The organism is Hymenobacter sp. DG25A (assembly GCF_001280305.1).
GTDB lineage: Bacteria > Bacteroidota > Bacteroidia > Cytophagales > Hymenobacteraceae > Hymenobacter.
In genome coordinates this window covers 3,628,878-3,648,039 of record NZ_CP012623.1, presented here as the reverse complement: position 1 = coordinate 3,648,039, position 19,162 = coordinate 3,628,878, and the positions used below count along the sequence as shown (strand labels likewise).

The following is a 19,162-nucleotide window of genomic DNA, read 5'->3' as shown; positions in this document are numbered from 1 at the left end:
ACGGCCCATTGCGCCGTGGTAGAGATAAAAGAGCGCCTGAACGGTCCTGCTACCGCCCTGCTGCTCGGTCCTCTACTCATGAATTACTCTGCTTACTCTACCGAAGACTTCCTGGCCGATGAATCGTTTCAGGCATTCGTGCTGGGGCACGATGTGGCCACTACGTCTTTCTGGCAACAGTGGCTGATCGAAAACCCCGGCAAAGCGGCCGAGTTTCACGAAGCGCAGACCATCCTGCAGCAGGTAGTAGGCCGGCCGCGCGCCCTGCCCGAAGCTATCAAGCAGGAGGAGCTGGCGAAATTCCGACACTATCTACAGCCGGCCCCAGCGCTACGCGTAAGTCGGCAACGCCGATGGCCGGTAGTACTGGCCGTTCTCTCCGCTATGCTAATGGTAGGTCTGGGATTCTGGCGCTATATGCTTCCCACTGAGCTTCAATACACCACCCTGGCCCATCAGCAGCGCCAGGTGCTGCTGCCCGATGGCTCACAGGTGATGCTGAATGCCAACTCAACTCTGACGCTATCCAAAGACTGGGCCCCGGGACAGCCCCGCGAAGTATGGCTCAAAGGCGAAGCCTATTTCATTGTTCGGCATACCGCACCTGCCCGCCTGAAAACCGTGGCCGCTGCGCCGGCCAACGTGAAGTTTACCGTGCATGCCGGCACCGTAGACGTAGCCGTGTTGGGTACCCAGTTTAATGTGCGTCACTTAGGCGGCAGCACCAACGTAGTGCTGCGCACCGGACAGATTCAGCTTAGCCGCCACCAGGCCGGCCACACCGAACAGGTGCTCATGAAGCCCGGCGAGTTGGTAAGCACCGATGCCAGCCAGCCCCAGGCCCCGCTTACTAAGCGTACCGTGAAAGCCGACTTTTATTCGGCCTGGACCAGCGGGCATCTTGACTTTAATAATACGCCGGTAGCCGACGTGGTAGCCTTGCTGCGCGATGGTTACGGCCTGCAGGTAACGGTTAATAACCCGGCCCTGGTACAGCAGAAGCTGACCGGCTCGGTTCCCAATCAGGATTTGGAGGTATTACTCAATTCGCTTGGTAAGTCATTGGATGTGCAGGTACGCCGCGAGGGGCAGCACGTCTGGCTGGACTAAGCTTTCCAGGTTTTGCTTCGCTTCACTTTCCATTATCCACGCTATGGCCTTTTCTACTTTTCCAATCAAGTTATTGCCACTGGTACTGATTGGTAGTCTGAGCACTGCCGCGCAGGCCCAGGCGCCGTTGGTAGCGCTGCTCAAAACACCCCAGGACCAGCCAAACCGGGCCGCGGCCAGTCGGGGCATGTCGCTGGAAAGCTTCCTGTCGGAGATGAAAGCGGCGCATAAAGCTTTCTTTCTGTATCGCAGCGAGTTGGTGAAGGATAAGTTCGTCAATCTGGAAGGCCATACGTTTAATACCTGGCAGGACAAGCTCGTGTATGTTATCACGATGAGCGGATTGCGCATCGAGAAAACGGCTCACAATGTGTACATCATCTCAGCGCCAAAATCATCCGGTGCCTCGCTGCAATCGATTGCAAAAAATCCTGTATTCTATACCACAAACGATATAGATGCCTCCATGGCGTCGCTGATTGAAACGGTGAAGGGCCAGGTGCGCGGCCCCGACAACACGCCCGTACCAGGGGTAACTATTGTAGTAAAAGGCACTACCAACGGCACCCAGACCGATAACGACGGCAATTTCACCCTGACCCTTCCCAATGCTGACGCTACGCTGGTGGTTTCGGCCATTGGCTTCGTGACCCAGGAAATTCCGTTGCAGGGCCGCACCCAGCTCACTATCAAGCTGCAAACCGACGTGAAGGCGCTGGAAGAAGTAGTGGTGCTGGGCTACACTACCCAGCAGAAAGAGAACGTAACGGTGGCCGTATCCCAGATCAACCAGCAGGACATCAACTCCTTGCCGGTTACGGGCGTGGCCCAGATTATGCAGGGCAAGGCAGCGGGCGTGGCCGTAACCCAGGCCACGGGCGCCCCGGGCGAGGCCATTGCCGTGCGCATCCGGGGTGTAGGCACCATCAACGACAACAATCCGCTCTATATCATTGACGGCGTACCTACCAAAGACGGCATTAACCAGATTTCGCCGAATGATATTGAGAGCATCAACATTCTGAAGGATGCGGCAGCAGCGGCTATTTACGGTGCCCGTGCTTCCAACGGGGTGGTCATCATTACCACCAAACGGGGCAAATCGGGCAAGCCGCGGCTGAGCCTGAACGCTTATACCGGGCTCCAGACGCCGGCAAACCTGATTAAAATGGCCAACACGGAGCAATACGTGAAGGCCTTTAATGAAGCCGCCCAGAATGACGGGCGCGGCCAGATTTCCCCGGCTGTGGCGGCCACCCTGCCCGATGTAGACTGGCTACGCGAGGTGCTGGAACCGGCTTGGCAGCACAACGTGCAGCTGGACGTAAGCGGGGGCGGCGAAAACTCCCAGTACATTGTATCGGGCAGCTACCTCACGCAGGACGGCTTGATTAAGAACTCGTCGTTTGACCGCTACGGGCTGCGCACGGGCATCAATAGCACCCTATCCAAGTACTTCAAGGTGGGCACCAACGCCAACCTCTCCTACACCAAAACCCGGCAGGTAGGCTCCTCCGGCGACGGGTTTGGCGACGGCAACCCGGGCGCCAGCATTGTGCGCTACGCCCTGTTCCGCACGCCAGCTACCCCGGTGTACAATGCGCAGGGGCAGTTTGTGGACCTGCCTAAGTTTGCGGATGGCACCAATGCTTCCGCCTTCTTCGGCGACGGTATTAACCCGGTGGCGCTGGCCGATGCCGCCGACCGCAACTTCTTCTCCTACGCGCTGCTGGGCAATGGCTACGTAGACTTTACCCCCATTGAGCGGCTGCGGGTGCGGTCAGACTACGGCATTACGTTCCGCATTACCGACTACAAGCAGTTTTTCAAGACCTACGGCATCGACCGTTCTTTCAACTCGCCGCCCCAGCTGGCGCAGTCGAACAGCAACGAATTCAACTACAACTGGACCAACACCGCCACCTACGATCTGCCGCTGGGCAAGAGCACTATCAATGTGTTGCTGGGTACAGAGGCGATTAAAAATAATGCCCGGGCCATGTCAGCCTCGCGGCGGGGCTACGTGGATCAGTCCAGCCCTTTCCAGTATCTTGATGTGGGCTCGGGCGTGCAGCAGAACGGCGGCAACGAGACTCACTCCTCGCTTTGGTCCACCTTCGGGCGCCTGGGCTACGACTATGACCAGCGGTACCTGGCCAGCTTCAACTACCGGCGCGACGCCTCCTCCCAGTTTCTGCCAGGGCAGCGGGCCGAAACCTTCTTCTCCGGCTCAGCGGGCTGGAATATGGCGCAGGAGTCTTTCATGCAGAACATCACGGCCCTGTCGCAGCTCAAGCTGCGGGCCAGTGTGGGCCAGCTCGGCAACTCGGCCATCGGCAACTACCCCTACGCCTCTCTGGTGGGCAATGCGGGCTACTATCCTTTCGGCGGCGTTTCCACGCAGGGGCTGACGATTACCTCCGTGGGCAACCCCAACATTCAGTGGGAGCGCAGCACCCAAACCGACGTGGGCCTGGATGTGGGCGTGCTGCGCGGGGCCTTGCAAATGTCGATTGACTACTACATTAAGAACACCACCGGCGTGCTGCTGAACCTGCCACTGCCCAGCAGTGCCGGGGGCCGCGGCAACCCGCCCGCCAACGTGGGCGAAATCCGCAATCAGGGCCTGGAAGTAGAGCTTAACTACCGCAACTCCATTGGCAAAGACTGGAAATACAGCCTCAATGGCAACCTGGCTACTCTGAAAAACGAGGTTATTTCCCTGGGCGATGCCCCTTCGATTGTGGGTGCCCGCATCGATAATAACTACTACGCCACGCTCACGGCCGAAGGCCAGCCCATAGGCTCGTTTTATCTGCTGCAAACCGACGGCATTTTTCAGAATGCGCAGGAGGTATTCACCAGCGCCTACCAGGGTCCGGGCATCAAGCCCGGCGACGTGAAATTCAAGGACTTGAGCGGCCCCGACGGTACGCCGGATGGAGTAATCGATGGCCTCGACCGCACCTTTGTGGGTAGCCCCATTCCGAAGCTGACGTACGGCCTGACCAGTAACCTGAGCTTCCGAAACCTGGATTTGAGCGCGTTTTTCCAAGGCGTGTACGGCAACAAGCTGTATAACCAGGTCAACACCGATATCGAAGGGTTCTACCGGGCCTTCAACCTGACGGAGCGCGCCGCCACCAACTACTGGACCGGCGAAGGCAGCACCAACGAGTTTCCGCGCCTTTCCTGGACCGGGGCCTCCAACAACAAGCAGCCTTCTGACCGCTTCCTGGAAGATGGCTCCTACCTCCGCCTGAAAAACCTGCAGCTGGGCTACACCTTCGGGGAAAAGCTGCTCACGCCCATGCGGGTATCGTCGGTGCGGCTCTACCTGAGCGTTCAGAACCTGCTGACTTTCACGAAGTACACCGGCCTTGACCCCGAGCAGGGCACCAACAGCAACTCGCTGGGCGAGGGCGCCCGGGCTGTGGGCATCGACTGGGGTAACTACCCCTCGGCGCGCACTTTCACGCTGGGCATCAATGCTAGTTTCTAAGAATACCGAGCCGTTTTCGTTATGAAAAATAAGCGCATCACCCTGAGCCTGCTCACCCTGCTGGGCCTGTCTATGGCCGCCTGCGAGAAGTTTCTGGACCAGCCCGTGCTGGGCCAGTTTGAAGCCGGCGCCTTCTTCACTTCCGATGCCAATACCATTCTGGCCGTTAATGCGGCCTACGTGCCGCTTTCTTTCCGCGACGCAGCCTCTAACCCGATTTGGGTGCTGGGCGACGTGGCTTCCGACGACGCCGTGAAGGGCAGCAACCCCGGCGACCAGGCTGATTTCGACAATATTGACCAGTTCAACATCACGCCCATCAACTCGGCCGTGGAAGCCCTGTGGAAGCGCTATTACGACGGCGTGTTCCGCTGCAACGTGGTGCTGGATGGCCTGCCCGAGTCGAACACCCGCGTGAGTGCCGGGGTGCGGCAGCAGGCTATGGGGCAGGCGCAGTTTCTGCGGGCCTACTATTACTTTCAGCTGACTACTATTTACGGGCGCATACCACTGCGCGTGAAGGTGGAAACGCCCGCCGAGCTGCAAAGCCCGGCCCGCGACCAGTCCGTTATCTACGCCCAGATTGAGGCCGACTGCCTGGCGGCGGCCAATAATCTACCGGAAAGCTGGAGCGGCGCCGACCAGGGCCGGGCGACCAAGGGCGCGGCCCTGGCGCTGCTGGCCAAAACCTATTTGTATGAGCAGAAATGGGCCCTGGCTGCCCAAACGGCGCAGCAGGTGGAGGGGTTGGGCTACAAGCTACTGCCGGTATATGCCGACAATTTCCGGGCCGCCACCAAATACAATTCGGAGGCCATCTTCGCCGTGCAGCATACTTCCGGCCTGAGCCCGGCGCAGGGCAACAACCTCAACCAGTGGTTTGCGCCGCGCCAACAGAATGGCTATGGCTTTTTCCACCCCACGCAAAGCCTGGTCGACAACTTTGAGAAGGCCCCGGATGGCACGCCCGACCCGCGCCTTGACTATTCCATTGGGCGGGAAGGGCAATTGTTTTTTGGGGAGCCCTTTGATGTGAACTGGAGCACGACGGGGTACCTCTCGAAAAAGCACCTGCAGCCGCTGTCAGAAATTCCGGCCGCCATTAAGGGCGACGGCGACCTGAACTTCCAGGCCATTCGCTACGCCGAGGTATTGCTCATCGATGCCGAAGCGTCCAATGAAGCCGGCAACCCCACCGCCGCACTGGCAGCCCTGAACCAGGTGCGCAAGCGGGCCCGCGAAAGCTACCTGAATGACCCTACTCTGGCGGGCACCGGCACGGTTCCCGAGGGCCTGCTGCCCGACATCACGACCAACGACCAGGGCCAACTGCGCGACATTATCCGGCAGGAGCGGCGCTCTGAAATGGCCCTGGAGTTTCAGCGCTACTTTGACATAATGCGCTACGGCGAGGCCTACGCCCGCCAGGCCCTGGGCACCATTCCCAACTTCAATTACGCTCAGCACCGCTTCTATCCCATTCCGCAGAGCGAGCGGGACACCAATAAACGCCTGTTTGAGTAGGCACCAGACACCACTTTTTTACCCAATTCCCCTTTCACTTTTCCATTTATCTCACATCCTTTTTCAATACCCACCATGAACAAATCCAAGCTTTACCTATCCCTACTCTTTGGCTGGCTCCTGTTCGGGGCTCTGTCGCTGTCCATCACCTCCTGCTCGGATGATGATAATGACAACGCGCCTACTGTGACGTCCGACAAAACCAAGCTTTCGGCTTTGATTGACTCCACAACAGCGGTGCACAATGCCGCCGTAGAAGGCTCCAAGCCCGGCAACTACAGCACCGGCTCCAAGGCTACGTTCAAAACGGCCATCGACGCGGCCACGGCTACTAAAAATGATGCCTCGGCTACCCAAACCACGGTAAACTCCGCTGAAGCAGCCCTGCGCCGGGCAGCTAAGGCGTTCCAGAGCAGTCTGGTGCAGGAGGTATCGGCGGCTAACCTGGTGGCCCAGTGGAAGTTTGAAGGCAATGCAAACGACGCTACCTCAAACGGCAACAACGGCATGCTGATGGCCGGCTACATCAATGACCCCAACACTACAACGGCAACGAAAATGATGGGAACTACCCAGCCTGTGCTGGTAGCTGACCGATTTGGCCGTCCTAACCAAGCGTATGCCTTCGATAAAGGCGCTTACATTGAGGTACCCTACAAAGTTGCCCTCAACCCGCAGGCTATTACCATCAGTGCCTGGGTAAAGCGCAACGGCACTAATGCCGACAACTACATTGTGTCCTTGAACCGCTGGCAGGGCTACAAGTTCCAGCTGCAGGGAGCCAACAAGCCTTTCCTGACCGTGGCTACCACTACCGGCATTACCGACAAAGACGCAGAAACGGGTGAAGTGGCCGATGCTACCTGGACGCACGTGGTAACGTCGTACGTGGACGGCACCATGAAATTCTACATCAATGGCGCCCTAGTGAAGACCTGGACGGGCATTACCGGAGCGCTGAAAGCCACGCCTAAGCCTATTCCGTTGGCCATCGGTCAGCAGCTGCCCAACAGCATCTACGACAGCGCCGCTCCCTCGGGCGAGGCAGCCGATTACTTCAAGTTTTACGGGGCCGGTTTCTTCATCGGCTCTATGGATGATATCCGCATCTACAACCGGGCTCTGACCGACGCGGAAGTAAACTCCATCTACACCATCGAAAACTCGCTGTAAGCGCGAAGCCTGTGTGAGCGAACATCAGTATCTCCCACTGTTTCTGCTTCGGGAATAGTGGGAGATATTTTTTATCTCCTCACGCCTCACCTCTACCCTAACCGCATGACTATTTTCGACTTAAACTGGCGCCTGGCGGCTACCGGACTGGCCCTGACGGCCCTGGTAAGCTGCAACCGCACCGATTCTGATAAGACCAGCACCAAGCCTATTGTGGGCGACAACTGGGCCCTGCTCGACTTCACTAAGGTGGACAGCATCAACCCCATTATGGGCCCCAGTACTGTGGGCAAGTTTCAGGACCCCATCCTGAAGCAGACCATTATGTGGGAAGAAAAAGACGTGTTTAACCCCGCCGTGGTGGTGAAAGACGGCAAAGTGTATATGCTATACCGGGCCGAGAACATGGTGCGGCCACCGGTGGGCAAAACCTCCCGCATCGGGCTGGCCAGCAGCACCGATGGCCTGCACTTTACCCGCATGGCCGAGCCGGTACTCTACCCCGACTACGACGACCAGAAGCGCTGGGAGTGGCCCGGCGGCACCGAGGACCCGCGCGTGGTGGAGGATGACAAAGGTACTTACTACATGACCTACACCGCCTACGACGGCGACAAGGCCCGCCTGCACATTGCCACCTCCAAAGACCTGATGAAATGGACCAAGTACGGTAACGTATTTACCCAGGCCGCCGGCGGTAAGTACGTGGATAAGTGGACCAAGTCAGGCTCCATTGTTTCGCGCTACGAGAACGACGGGCGCATTGTGGCCGCCAAAATCAACGGCAAGTACTGGATGTACTGGGGCGATGCCCAAATCTGGCTGGCTACTTCAGATGACCTTATCCACTGGACGCCCATTGAAATGGCCGCCGGCGAGAAGCCTCCGGTACCCCTGCGCGCCCAGGCAGCTACCATGCCCGAGCTGAAGATTGTGCTGCCCACCCGCGAAGGCAAGTTTGACAGCGACCTGGTGGAATCCGGCCCGCCGGCCATGCTCACCGACCAGGGCATCCGCCTGATTTACAACAGCCGCAACGTGCCCGCCATTGGCGACAAGAGCCTGCCCGAGGGCACCTATACCGCCGCCCAGGCCCTGTTCGACAAAAACGACCCCACCAAGCTGCTCAAGCGCCTGGACAACTACTTCATGCGCCCGGAAAAGCCTTACGAGACCACAGGCCAGGTAAACCAAGTGGTGTTCCTGGAAGGGCTGGTACGGTTCCAGAACAAATGGCTGATGTACTACGGTACGGCCGACTCCAAAATTGCCGTGGCCACACGGCCGGTAGAGTAGGCACCTATATTTCTCCCATTAGAACGTCAGGTTTTGCTCTGCAGGGCATGACGTTCTTTTTCCTTCCTCTTCATGCAATCCGTTGCTAATTCGACCCTTGGCGCCCCTACCTCGGTACCTTTCACCGAGAAAAAGTACATTCCGACGCTGATTTTCGTCTCGTCGTTGTTTATGCTCTGGGCCATTGCCATTACCATGGGCGATGTGCTGAACAAGCACTTTCAGAACGTGCTCAACGTGAGCAAGGCGCAGTCGGGGCTGGTGCAGTTTTCCATCTTCGGGGCATACGCCGTAATGGGCATTCCGGCCGGACTGTTCATGAAGCGTTTCGGCTACAAAAAAGGAGTATTGCTGGGGTTAAGCCTCTATGCCATAGGGGCCTTCCTGTTTGTACCGGCGGCCAACGCGGCATCGTTCAGCTTCTTCCGGGGAGCCCTGTTCGTGCTGGCCTGCGGGCTGGCCACGCTGGAGGCAGTAGCGCATCCGTTCATGGCAGCCCTCGGCGACCAGCGCACCAGCGACCAGCGCCTGAACTTTGCCCAGTCATTTAATGGCCTGGGGGCCGTGGTGGGGCCGCTGTTAGGCAGCTACTTCATCCTCAGCGGCCCGCACACCGATGGCGACTTATCGTCGGTAAAGCTGCTGTATGTGGGCATCGGCAGCACCATTCTGGCTATTGCGGTGGCCTTTTCCTTTGTTAAAGTACCCGCACTGCAGGATGCCCATGGTGCGCCATTGGCCCCGGCCGAAACGGAAGCCGGCTTTTACAGTGGCACGGCCGAGGAAGTGCCGGCGGCCAGAACCCTGTTTCAGCACCCACACTTTCGGTGGGCCTGGTTGGCGCAGTTTCTCAACGTAGCGGCGCAGGGCGGCACCTGGGCCTTTTTCATCAACTATGGCGTGGAGAAGATGCACCTCTCTGATGCGGCCGCGGCCGGCTACTTTTCCCTGTTCATGGTACTGATGATGCTGGGCCGCTTTGTGGGCACCTTCCTGATGCGCTATATAGCCCCCAACAAGCTACTCACGGCCTTTGCGTTAGCTAATGTACTGATGTGTATAGTAGTAGCGCAGAGCTGGGGCTGGGTATCGTTTGGGGCGCTGCTGCTGATCAACTTCTTCTTCAGCATCATGTTCCCCACCATTTTCAGCCTCGGTATCAAAGACCTGGGACGGCACACGCCGCAGGCTTCATCTATCCTGGTAATGGCCGTGGCGGGCGGGGCCGTGTTTCCTTACCTGATGGGCAAAGTGGCTAACCATGATATAGCGGCGGCCTACTACCTGCCCATTATATGCTACCTCTTTATTGCGCTGTTTGGGGCGCGGCTCTACCGGCTGCGGTAGTCCTTTCCCCGCACAGCTCCCGGAAGCTACACCTCTGGTGCCGGTTTATGCTCGATTAAAGCGCCCCGCCCCACCGAAATTGGTGAAGCGGGGCGCTTTCTTTTAGCCATGTGGAGCTTGTTCTGCGTAGACTTTCCCGTTGCCAGTTCGTTCAACGGGCTTTCCCTACCAACTACCCACCGGCAACTCACAACGGGCAACTATCAACTCACTTCCTTTTATGTCGCTTGCAACTACTATTTCTGCTGCGGTGCCCGGTTCGCCCTCGGCGGGCATTCGGGCGCTGGCCCGCTTTGGCTTTGCGGCCAAAGGCGTGGTGTATTTTTTGATGGGCATTCTGGCGCTGCTGGCCGCTACCGGGCAGCAGGGCGGCCAAACGGCCGATAAAGAACAGGCTGTACAAACCGTGCAGAGTTTACCGGGCGGCCAGGTTTTGCTGGGGCTGATTGCCTTTGGCCTGCTGGGCTACATAATCTGGCGCTTTACGCAGGCGCTGCGCGATACGGAGAACAAAGGCTCCGATGCTAAAGGCTTAGGTCGGCGGCTGGGCTATGCCGGCAGCGGCTTGGTATATGCCAGCGTGGCCTGGTATGCGGCACAACTGGCGATGAACGGCTATGCCGATAAAGGCGGCAACGCCCGCCAGGACCTGACAGCCAAAGTACTGAACTGGCCGGCTGGCGAATGGCTGGTGATGCTGCTCGGGCTAATCATCATTGGTACCGGCCTGTATCAGATTTACCGCGCCTATTCCGGCTCTTTCAGCAAACATGTGAATGATAGTGGCCTGCCTGCCAATCAGCAGCAGATTGTGTATCGCACGGGCCAGGTGGGCTACACTGCCCGGGGCATTGTGCTGGGTATTATTGGGTACTTTTTTGTGCAGGCCGGGCGCCAGCACCGCGCGGCAGCCGTAGGCACCACCGATGAGGCCTTCGATTTCCTGGCCGCTATGGGCCCCGCCGCCCTGGCCATTGTTGCGCTTGGCCTGATGGCCTACGGCCTCTACATGCTGGTGCGGGCCAAATACCCCGTACTGAACGGTATTTAGCCTTTCTAAGCTCTCCACAAACCGTAGAACCACTACAAAAAGCCTCCCGCTGAAATGAGATTTCAGCGGGAGGCTTTTTGTATCCGGGCATATGGCCGCAACCTAACAACAGCACCTGGTTTAGTCCGCCACGTAATCGGTCAGGTACTGATACCGCTCCGTCAGCTGGCCGCCTTTGGTAATGGTGGCCCGCTCAATAATGCCGTCGGGTGTGTCGCGGAGCAGGTGCGGAAACACGTTATCGATCAGCTGCCGGCCGAAGTCACGGGAGGCATTGCGGGGCAGCTCGCAGGGCAGGTTATCCACGGCCATTTCCGTGATATTGCCCGGGCGGGAATACGGCGGCTCCAGCTCGCCGGTAGTAGGGTTATAGTCGAAGGCCGGGTCCTGGATGGTGGTGCTGCGCTTGGTGGTGGGCACGGAGCCATTCACGTCGCAGGTTACATCGGCAATGGTATTGATGCGGAAATTGGGGCGGCGCGTGTCTTCCTCCGTGAAGAGCTTGGGGGCGGCGGGGTGCCAGTAGGCGCAGGCAATCAGCAGGTCCGTAACGGGCAGGTAGCTGCTGAAAGTAGACTCGTACTGCTCCGGATGCTTATGAAAATCCGGGGTATCCCACACCCGGCCGTCGCGGCGGCGGTTGTAGTCGGAGCTGCGCAGCTGGGTGTACACCGGCTCGTGGAAATCATGGTACAGATAATCGTACACGCTTACCCGACGGATACCCATGCGGTCCAGCACCTCCACGGCCCCCTGCGCCACGCGGCCGGTACCCGTTACCACCATTTTTATGGGCGGCAACTGCTTTACCTTGAAGAACTCTTCCTGCATATCCTCCATATCCACGCACTTATAGGCCGGCTTCAGCTCATACAGCCCGTGCTTGCGGCCATACGTCAGCAGGCCGTTATAGGCGCCCACAATGCCGGCCCAGCGGCCAAAGGCTACAATCCGCTCTTCCTTTTCATTAGTGAGCAGCTCGTAGTCTATCAGGGTGATATTTTTCTGCAGCACCTGCCGGAGCAGCTCCCGGTTGGCCGGCTGCTTTTTCACGGTATGCGAGAAGAACAGGTAGGTTTTGTTGGAAATCAGCTGCGCGATGGGTACTTCCTTCACCCCCATCAGAATATCACAGTCAGACACATCAGCGCGCACTTCCAGGCCTACGTCGCGGTATTCCTGATCGGAGAAGCAGCGCACGGCACTTTCCTGCACCACAATCTGCAGCCCCGGATAGAGGGAAACCGCTTCCATGCATTTTTTTGGCGTGAGGGGTACGCGCTTGTCGGGTGGGGTTTTGCCTTCGCAAATCAGGCCAATAGTAATAGGACGCATGCAGGGAGATGGGTGGGTGGCAATCTGGCCCCAAATCTGGTTAAATTATTTGGGCTCACCGCAGCAATACACAGGCATACCTTTGCAAAATGCCATAGCTGCTGCCTATAAGGTGCTGCCTATAAGGTGCTGCCGGAAGATTTCCCGGAACAACCCTAAACTTTTGATGGTTTGTGGGTTTAAGCATGAAGCCTTTTCGCGCTACCTTTGTCAGGGCTCTTTCCGGAGCCTTGCTGTTGCCACCCTCACCCATCCTTTTATGTTGCTGAAAACCAAGCCCGCCGATGTGTTCGTGGACCGCCACAATGGGCCCGACGAAGCTGCCGTGGCCGAGATGCTGCGCACCATTGGTGTGGAATCGATTGACAAGCTTATCGACGAAACCGTGCCGGCTGCCATTCGCCTGAAGAAGCCGCTGAACTTGCCCGCTGCCCTCACGGAGCGGGCTTTTTTGGCGAAGTTCAAGCAGATTGCCGGTAAAAACCGCTTATTCAAAAACTACATCGGCCTGGGCTACCACGACACCCAGCTGCCGGCCGTTATTCAGCGGAATATCCTCGAAAACCCGGGCTGGTATACCGCCTACACCCCCTACCAGGCCGAAATTGCCCAGGGTCGCCTGGAAGCCCTGATCAATTATCAGACAATGATAATTGACCTTACGGGCCTCGAAATTGCCAACGCCAGCCTGCTCGACGAAGGCACTGCCGCTGCCGAGACGCTGCACATGTTCCACTCCCTGTCCAAGAAGAAGAATGCTACCCGCTACTTCGTCTCGGAGCAGGTGCTGCCCCAAACCATTGACGTGCTGCGCACCCGCGCCACGCCGCTGGGCATTGAGTTGGTAGTAGGTAACCACCGCACCTTCGACCTCACCGATGAGTCCCTGTTCGGGGCTATTCTGCAGTACCCCGCTGCCGATGGCGCCGTGTACGACTACACCGATTTCATCTCGAAAGCGCACGACAACGGCCTGTTCGTAACCGTAGCCGCCGACCTGATGGCCCTCACGCTGCTCACGCCTCCCGGCGAGATGGGCGCCGACGCCGTAGTGGGCAACTCGCAGCGCTTTGGCGTGCCCATGGGCTACGGCGGACCGCACGCGGGCTTCTTGGCTACCAAAGACGCCTTCAAGCGCGTAATTCCCGGCCGTATCATTGGTCAGAGCATTGATGCCGCCGGCAACAAGGCCTACCGCATGGCCCTGCAGACCCGCGAGCAGCACATCCGCCGCGAAAAAGCTACCTCCAACATCTGCACCGCCCAGGTGCTGCTGTCGGTGCTGGCCGGCATGTATGCCGTGTACCACGGCCCGCAGCGCCTCAAGCAGTTCGCCTCCAACATCCACGGCCTCGCGCAAACGCTGGCCGCCGCGCTGTCGGATCTGGGTCTGAATCAGCGGAATGAGTTCTATTTCGATACGCTGGACATCAAGCTGGAAAGCGTAGAGCTGCAAAATGCCATCAAGCAGGAAGCCGAGGCCGCCGGCATCAACTTCCGCTATTTTGAAGAGTATGGCTCGCCCCGCGTAGGCATCTCCCTGAACCAGAACACCGAAATTGAAGACGTGCGCGACATCGTGGCCGTGTTCAGCAAAGTGCTGGGCAAAGACGCCAAGCCCGTGGAGCTGCCCGCTGAAGTATCCGTGAACTGGACTGACAACCTGATCCGCACCAGTGAGTATCTCACGCACCCCATCTTCAACTCGCACCACTCCGAGCACGAGATGCTGCGCTACATGAAGCAGCTGGAAAACAAGGACCTGAGCCTGGCGCACTCCATGATTTCCCTGGGTTCGTGCACCATGAAGCTGAATGCCACCGCCGAGATGATTCCGGTGACGTGGCCGGAAATTGGTGGTCTGCACCCCTTCGCCCCGCGCGAGCAAGCGCAGGGCTACGCCGAAATCTTCAAGGACCTGGAAGCCTGGCTGTGCGAGGTAACCGGTTTTGCAGCCGTTTCGCTGCAGCCCAACTCGGGTGCCCAGGGCGAGTATGCCGGCCTGCTAGCCATTAAAGGCTACCATGATGCCCGCGGCGACCAGCACCGCAACGTAGCCTTGATTCCGGCCTCAGCCCACGGCACTAACCCCGCTTCGGCCGTAATGGCCGGCATGCAGGTAGTGGTAGTGAAGAGCACCGAAGATGGTAACATCGATGTGGCCGACCTGAAAGCCAAAGCCGAGCAGTATGCCGACAAGCTGAGCTGCCTGATGGTGACTTACCCCAGCACGCACGGCGTGTACGAGGAAACCATCATCGACATCTGCCAGACCATTCATGACCATGGCGGCCGTGTGTACATGGACGGCGCCAACATGAATGCCCAGGTAGGTCTCACCTCGCCCGCCACCATTGGCGCCGATGTGTGCCACCTGAACCTGCACAAAACCTTCTGCATCCCCCACGGGGGCGGCGGACCCGGCGTAGGCCCGATTGGCGTAGTAGCCGACCTGGCCCCTTACCTGCCCGGCCACGTGCTCGTAGATGCCGATGGCCGCACCTACGGCGCGGTAACCTCGGCACCCTGGGGCTCCGCCAGCATCCTGCCCATCTCCTACGCCTACATCAACATGATGGGCGGCGAGGGACTGACGCAGGCCACGCGCATTGCCATTCTGAACGCCAACTACATCAAGGCCCGCCTGGAAGAGCACTACCCTGTGCTGTACACCGGTAGCAACGGCCGCTGCGCCCACGAAATGATTCTCGACTGCCGCCAGTTCAAAAAGGCGGGTATTGAGGTGGAGGATATTGCCAAGCGCCTGATGGACTACGGCTTCCATGCGCCTACCGTATCGTTCCCGGTAGCGGGCACGCTGATGGTGGAGCCCACGGAGTCGGAAAGCAAAGAGGAGCTGGACCGCTTCATTGAGGCCATGATTGGTATCCGCAAGGAAATTGCGGAGGTAGAAGCCGGCCGCGCCGATGCCAAGGACAACATGCTGAAGCATGCCCCGCACACCGCGGCCAGCGTGCTGACGCACGAGTGGACGCGTCCCTACTCGCGGGAGCAGGCCGTGTACCCCACAGAGTACGCCCGCGCCTACAAGTTCTGGCCCACCGTTGCCCGCATCGACTCGGCCTACGGCGACCGGAACCTCATCTGCTCCTGCACGCCGCTGGAACAGTATGTAGATGCGGAAGAACAGCTGGTGCCTACAGATAAAGGCCCTTCGTACTAAGCGCTAAGCGCAGTACATAACCAAACAGCCCCCGTAACGTGCGTTACGGGGGCTGTTTGGTTATAAGGGAAACAGGGAAGCCAGCGGCCGGGCAGGAAAAGCGGGGCAGCCGGCTAACCGGGTAGCACTACATGCCAAAGCAGTTGCGGTGCAGATAGCCGTTATACGTCTGACCATCCTTCACCACGCGCACTTTCATAAAATAATAGTCCACCGTATCGGTTACCTGCACTTCCGTTTCTGAGGATAGCTTCACCAGTTCTTTGGACGATTTAGACATCCCATCGTAAAGCACACAATCTACGATAGTGTTATGCGCTACAGGACCCTGGTTGCGCTTAGTGGAAGAAGACGTTTCAGAGGCGGAGCTGCAGGAGAACAGAAGGCCTAAGATGGAAAAGAAGAGGAAAAATCGACCCATAATGCTGAGGTAGGTGGTAGTAAGATTCCAAAAGATACTGCAAAAGCTTGTGCTAATAAAAAAAATTGTCCGATTCCATGTTGACTTCCACAAAACTGGGAACAGTGGCCAGTGAAAATCTGTTAAAAATCGAAGCCCGTAATGTCTTTTTTCATGGCCTGGAGGCACTGGAAGACCGTATATTCCGGGATATACCTCACCTTACTTTTACTTACAAGCTATATGAATTCTGTCCTTCGTTTATTCTCTCGCCCCGTGGCAACGGCCATGGTGGGCCTGGGTTTATTGCTTGCCAGCGCCGGGTGCGCCACCACGGGTCGGGTTGGGGTTACTACTGATTTTGACCATAGTATTAACTTCCGCTCCTATAAAACCTGGGCATGGTATCCGCAGCAGCCATCTGATGCCGAAGGTGGCCCGGCGCACGACTACAATTCCTTCCTCGACCAGCGCATCCGCAAGGCTGTGGAAGCGGAAATGAGTCGCAAAGGCCTCATGCTCACGGATAAAGCACCAGACGTGTATGTAGCCTATAGCGCGAAAGTGGAAGACAAGCAGCGCGTAGACCCCCTATACAACGGCATGTACCCCTACGGGTATCGGTGGTATGGCTACGGCCGGCAGCAAACCATCATCGACAACTACAAGGCCGGTACGGTCATCATCGACATTGTAGATGCCAAGCGCAAGCAGCTGGCCTGGCGCGGCTATGGCCAGGCGCGGGTAGACAATCAGACCATTACGGAGCCGGAAGTGTACCGCATTGTGGGCAGTGTACTGGGTACTTTTCCTCCACAGGATGCCCAGGCCCGGCGCTAATTCCGCCGCATTCCATTCCACTAAAAAGCCCGCTTCTGCTTGAAGCGGGCTTTTTTTATTCCAGTGGGTGAAACCGCTTAAATTGGCACGTTCACGTGGCGCTCGGCGTGGTAGCTGGAGCGCACCAGGGGGCCGCTTTCCACGTACTTCAGACCACGGCGCAGACCTTCTTCCCGGTAATGCGCGAACATATCGGGGTGAATGAACTCGGCTACTTCCAGGTGGCGCTTGGTGGGCTGCAGGTACTGGCCCAGCGTGAGAATGTCCAGGCCATTGGCTACCAGGTCATCCATGGCCTTATACATCTCCTCCTGGGTTTCGCCCAGGCCCAGCATAATACCGGATTTGGTGCGCCGGCCAGCGGCTTTGGTCCGCCGGATCTGCTCTAGGCTGCGGTCATACTTACCCTGGGGACGTACCAGCCGGTAAAGGCTTCCCACGGTTTCCATGTTGTGCGATACCACTTCCTGACCGCCGGCAATCATCACGTCCAGGGCTTCCCAATTCGCTTTCACGTCGGGAATCAGGGTTTCAATGGTAGTTTCCGGGCTGAGCTGCTTGATGCGCACCACGGTTTCCAGCCAGATGCTGGCCCCCCGGTCTTTCAGCTCGTCACGGTTGACGCTGGTGATAACCGCGTGCTTCACGCCCATGAGCTGAATAGCTTCCGCTACGCGGCGGGGCTCATCGGTATCAAACTCCGTGGGGCGGCCGGTGGCTACGGCGCAGAACGAGCAGGAGCGGGTGCATATGTTGCCCAGAATCATGAAGGTAGCCGTGCCGGCTCCCCAACACTCGCCCATGTTGGGGCAATTGCCGCTCTCACATATGGTGTGCAGCTTATGTTCATCTACCAGGCGGCGCACGCTGGCGTATTCGGGGCCCACGGGCAGCTTCACGCGCAACCAGTCGGGCTTGCGCGGACGAGCCGGCGCAGCAGCCTCCGGCTGAATCACGGGGAGGGTCAGCATTTCATCCATACTACAAAGGTAGGGGCTAGGCGGCAGTTGGCAGCTATCGGTAGAGAAGGTACCGGGCCGGATTTGGCCTTAGCTGCGGCTGCCGATGTATATGGTCAGATAAACCGACGTGAAGTACCGGTTGTTTAACTGATCATCGGGCGTGCCCAGGGCCCGCATCAATAAAACTGGCTTGGGATAAGCCTCAAACAGAAAACCTGTTTCTACGCCCGCAATGGCGTCGCGGTAGCGGCCGTACTCAAACGTGAGGGCTCCGCGCACGTGCGCCCCTACCTGAGGCTTCAGATCGTTAATACCCGAAAAGAGCGGAGCATGATCATAGATAAAAACTTCGTTGCGGTGCCTCTCGGGGCTATAGGGCTCGGCCCGGATGTCTTCCTGCGAGATGGGCCGGTTCTGCGCGTCGCGCTTGGTGTAGTCGTAGTAGATGTAATAGGGCAGCAGCAGGGCTACCGAAGGGCCCGCGCCCACCAGGCCGTTGATTTGTACCCCAGAGTCCGGTGCTTTGCGGAAGATAACCTTCTGCGCCCCCACGGAAGGCCGCAGCACAAAGGCAGAGTTGGTTTTTCCGAATACATACACGCCGCCGGTGTAGGGATTCTGCACCCGCTGCTCCTTGGGGTGCTTCACCTCCACTACCTCCACCATCCAGAAGCGCGACATATCGGCCGTCAGCAGATGGGTGGAGCGAATCATGCCGCCGCCAATAAGGCCGCCGTTGGTGTTGAAGTTGATGCCGTAGGCAAACTCTTTACGGTAGGTGGGAGCTTCGGTGGCCTGTTGAGCCTGCGCCGGGGCAAAGCTGCCGCAGATTGCGGCCAGCAGGGCAAAACCAAAGAGGAGACTGGTACGCACGGCGCCCGGAAAGGAAAAAACGTGGAACATCCAACCGCCACAGGCCAACCCGGCCCGGCGTGACTTCTCGAAAGTACGTAAATTTACCACCATTCGTCTAGCTCTATTTCATAGCCCATGTCAACCGCCACCGCTCAATACGCCGGCAATTTGCGCACCGAAGCTACACACGTAGCTTCCGGCAACACCATTCTGACCGACGCCCCCGTGGATAACCACGGCCGGGGCGAGGCCTTCTCCCCCACCGACCTGGTTAGTACGGCGCTGGGCTCATGCATGATGACGATTATGGGCATCGTGGCCAACCGCCACGAAGTAGATTTAACCGGCACCACCTTCGAAGTAACCAAGCATATGAGTGCCGAGCCCCGGCGCATTGCCCAGGTAGATGTGCACTTTCATATGCCCGCTGCCTTGCCGGCCAAAGAACGCACCATCCTGGAAAATGCGGCCCGTACGTGCCCGGTAGCCCTTAGTCTGAACCCCGAAATACAGCAGCAGGTTCAGTTCACCTACGACCGGTAACGCTGGTTCTGCCAGGTTCCGTATAGCAACGCCCCGCGCC

14 protein-coding genes are annotated in these 19,162 nt (G+C 58.3%); 10 read left to right on the top strand and 4 right to left on the bottom strand.

Annotated elements, in window-relative coordinates:
• The first annotated feature begins 78 nt into the window (after window positions 1–78).
• The 7 genes from AM218_RS15630 to AM218_RS15600 all read left to right on the top strand — a co-directional run bounded on the left by AM218_RS15630 (window position 79) and on the right by AM218_RS15600 (window position 11,003).
• Window positions 79–1,110 (top strand): FecR family protein, encoded by a 1,032-nt coding sequence (locus tag AM218_RS15630; protein WP_054414938.1) that lies wholly within the window; start codon window positions 79–81, stop codon window positions 1,108–1,110.
• A 43-nt stretch (window positions 1,111–1,153) separates the two neighbouring features.
• Window positions 1,154–4,612 carry a SusC/RagA family TonB-linked outer membrane protein gene (locus tag AM218_RS15625; protein ID WP_054414936.1) on the top strand — a complete coding sequence of 1,153 codons (3,459 nt, stop codon included), beginning with the start codon at window positions 1,154–1,156 and terminating at the stop codon, window positions 4,610–4,612.
• Between the two features lie 21 nt (window positions 4,613–4,633).
• The gene (locus tag AM218_RS15620) at window positions 4,634–6,136 is read left to right on the top strand and encodes a RagB/SusD family nutrient uptake outer membrane protein (protein WP_054414934.1); all 1,503 of its coding nucleotides are present in this window, start codon (window positions 4,634–4,636) and stop codon (window positions 6,134–6,136) included.
• A gap of 75 nt (window positions 6,137–6,211) precedes the next feature.
• Window positions 6,212–7,309, top strand: a complete 1,098-nt coding sequence (locus AM218_RS15615) for a LamG-like jellyroll fold domain-containing protein (RefSeq protein WP_054414932.1) — start codon at window positions 6,212–6,214, stop codon at window positions 7,307–7,309.
• Window positions 7,310–7,414: 105 nt separating this feature from the next.
• Window positions 7,415–8,605: a glycoside hydrolase family 130 protein gene (locus tag AM218_RS15610; protein WP_082318330.1), complete on the top strand. Its 1,191-nt coding sequence runs from the start codon at window positions 7,415–7,417 to the stop codon at window positions 8,603–8,605.
• Between the two features lie 72 nt (window positions 8,606–8,677).
• On the top strand, window positions 8,678–9,952 hold the full coding sequence (gene fucP, locus AM218_RS15605) for an L-fucose:H+ symporter permease (RefSeq protein ID WP_054414930.1): 1,275 nt from the start codon (window positions 8,678–8,680) through the stop codon (window positions 9,950–9,952).
• A 220-nt stretch (window positions 9,953–10,172) separates the two neighbouring features.
• On the top strand, window positions 10,173–11,003 hold the full coding sequence (locus AM218_RS15600) for a DUF1206 domain-containing protein (RefSeq protein WP_071843815.1): 831 nt from the start codon (window positions 10,173–10,175) through the stop codon (window positions 11,001–11,003).
• 120 nt (window positions 11,004–11,123) lie between these two features.
• On the opposite strand, the gene AM218_RS15595 is transcribed toward AM218_RS15600, so the two are convergent.
• A complete protein-coding gene (locus AM218_RS15595; RefSeq protein ID WP_054414925.1) occupies window positions 11,124–12,338 on the bottom strand; it encodes an NAD(P)-dependent oxidoreductase in 1,215 nt (404 codons plus the stop codon).
• Window positions 12,339–12,597: 259 nt separating this feature from the next.
• Between AM218_RS15595 and gcvP the strand changes: the two genes are divergently transcribed.
• Window positions 12,598–15,522, top strand: a complete 2,925-nt coding sequence (gene gcvP, locus AM218_RS15590) for an aminomethyl-transferring glycine dehydrogenase (RefSeq protein WP_054414922.1) — start codon at window positions 12,598–12,600, stop codon at window positions 15,520–15,522.
• Window positions 15,523–15,649: 127 nt separating this feature from the next.
• Here gcvP and AM218_RS15585 read toward each other — a convergent pair whose 3' ends face one another.
• Window positions 15,650–15,943 (bottom strand): hypothetical protein, encoded by a 294-nt coding sequence (locus tag AM218_RS15585; RefSeq protein ID WP_054414920.1) that lies wholly within the window; start codon window positions 15,941–15,943, stop codon window positions 15,650–15,652.
• 222 nt (window positions 15,944–16,165) lie between these two features.
• Here AM218_RS15585 and AM218_RS15580 point away from each other — a divergent pair, with 222 nt between their 5' ends.
• A complete protein-coding gene (locus tag AM218_RS15580; RefSeq protein ID WP_197273986.1) occupies window positions 16,166–16,762 on the top strand; it encodes a DUF4136 domain-containing protein in 597 nt (198 codons plus the stop codon).
• A 77-nt stretch (window positions 16,763–16,839) separates the two neighbouring features.
• Here the strand turns inward: AM218_RS15580 and lipA are convergent, their stop codons facing one another.
• Together lipA and AM218_RS15570 are read right to left on the bottom strand one after the other, a co-directional pair.
• Complete coding sequence (lipA, locus tag AM218_RS15575) at window positions 16,840–17,733, bottom strand: lipoyl synthase (RefSeq protein WP_054415904.1); 894 nt, start codon at window positions 17,731–17,733, stop codon at window positions 16,840–16,842.
• A 78-nt stretch (window positions 17,734–17,811) separates the two neighbouring features.
• Window positions 17,812–18,597 (bottom strand): hypothetical protein, encoded by a 786-nt coding sequence (locus tag AM218_RS15570; protein WP_157547691.1) that lies wholly within the window; start codon window positions 18,595–18,597, stop codon window positions 17,812–17,814.
• Window positions 18,598–18,714: 117 nt separating this feature from the next.
• Here AM218_RS15570 and AM218_RS15565 point away from each other — a divergent pair, with 117 nt between their 5' ends.
• On the top strand, window positions 18,715–19,122 hold the full coding sequence (locus AM218_RS15565) for an OsmC family protein (RefSeq protein WP_054414914.1): 408 nt from the start codon (window positions 18,715–18,717) through the stop codon (window positions 19,120–19,122).
• The last annotated feature ends 40 nt before the right edge of the window (window positions 19,123–19,162 follow it).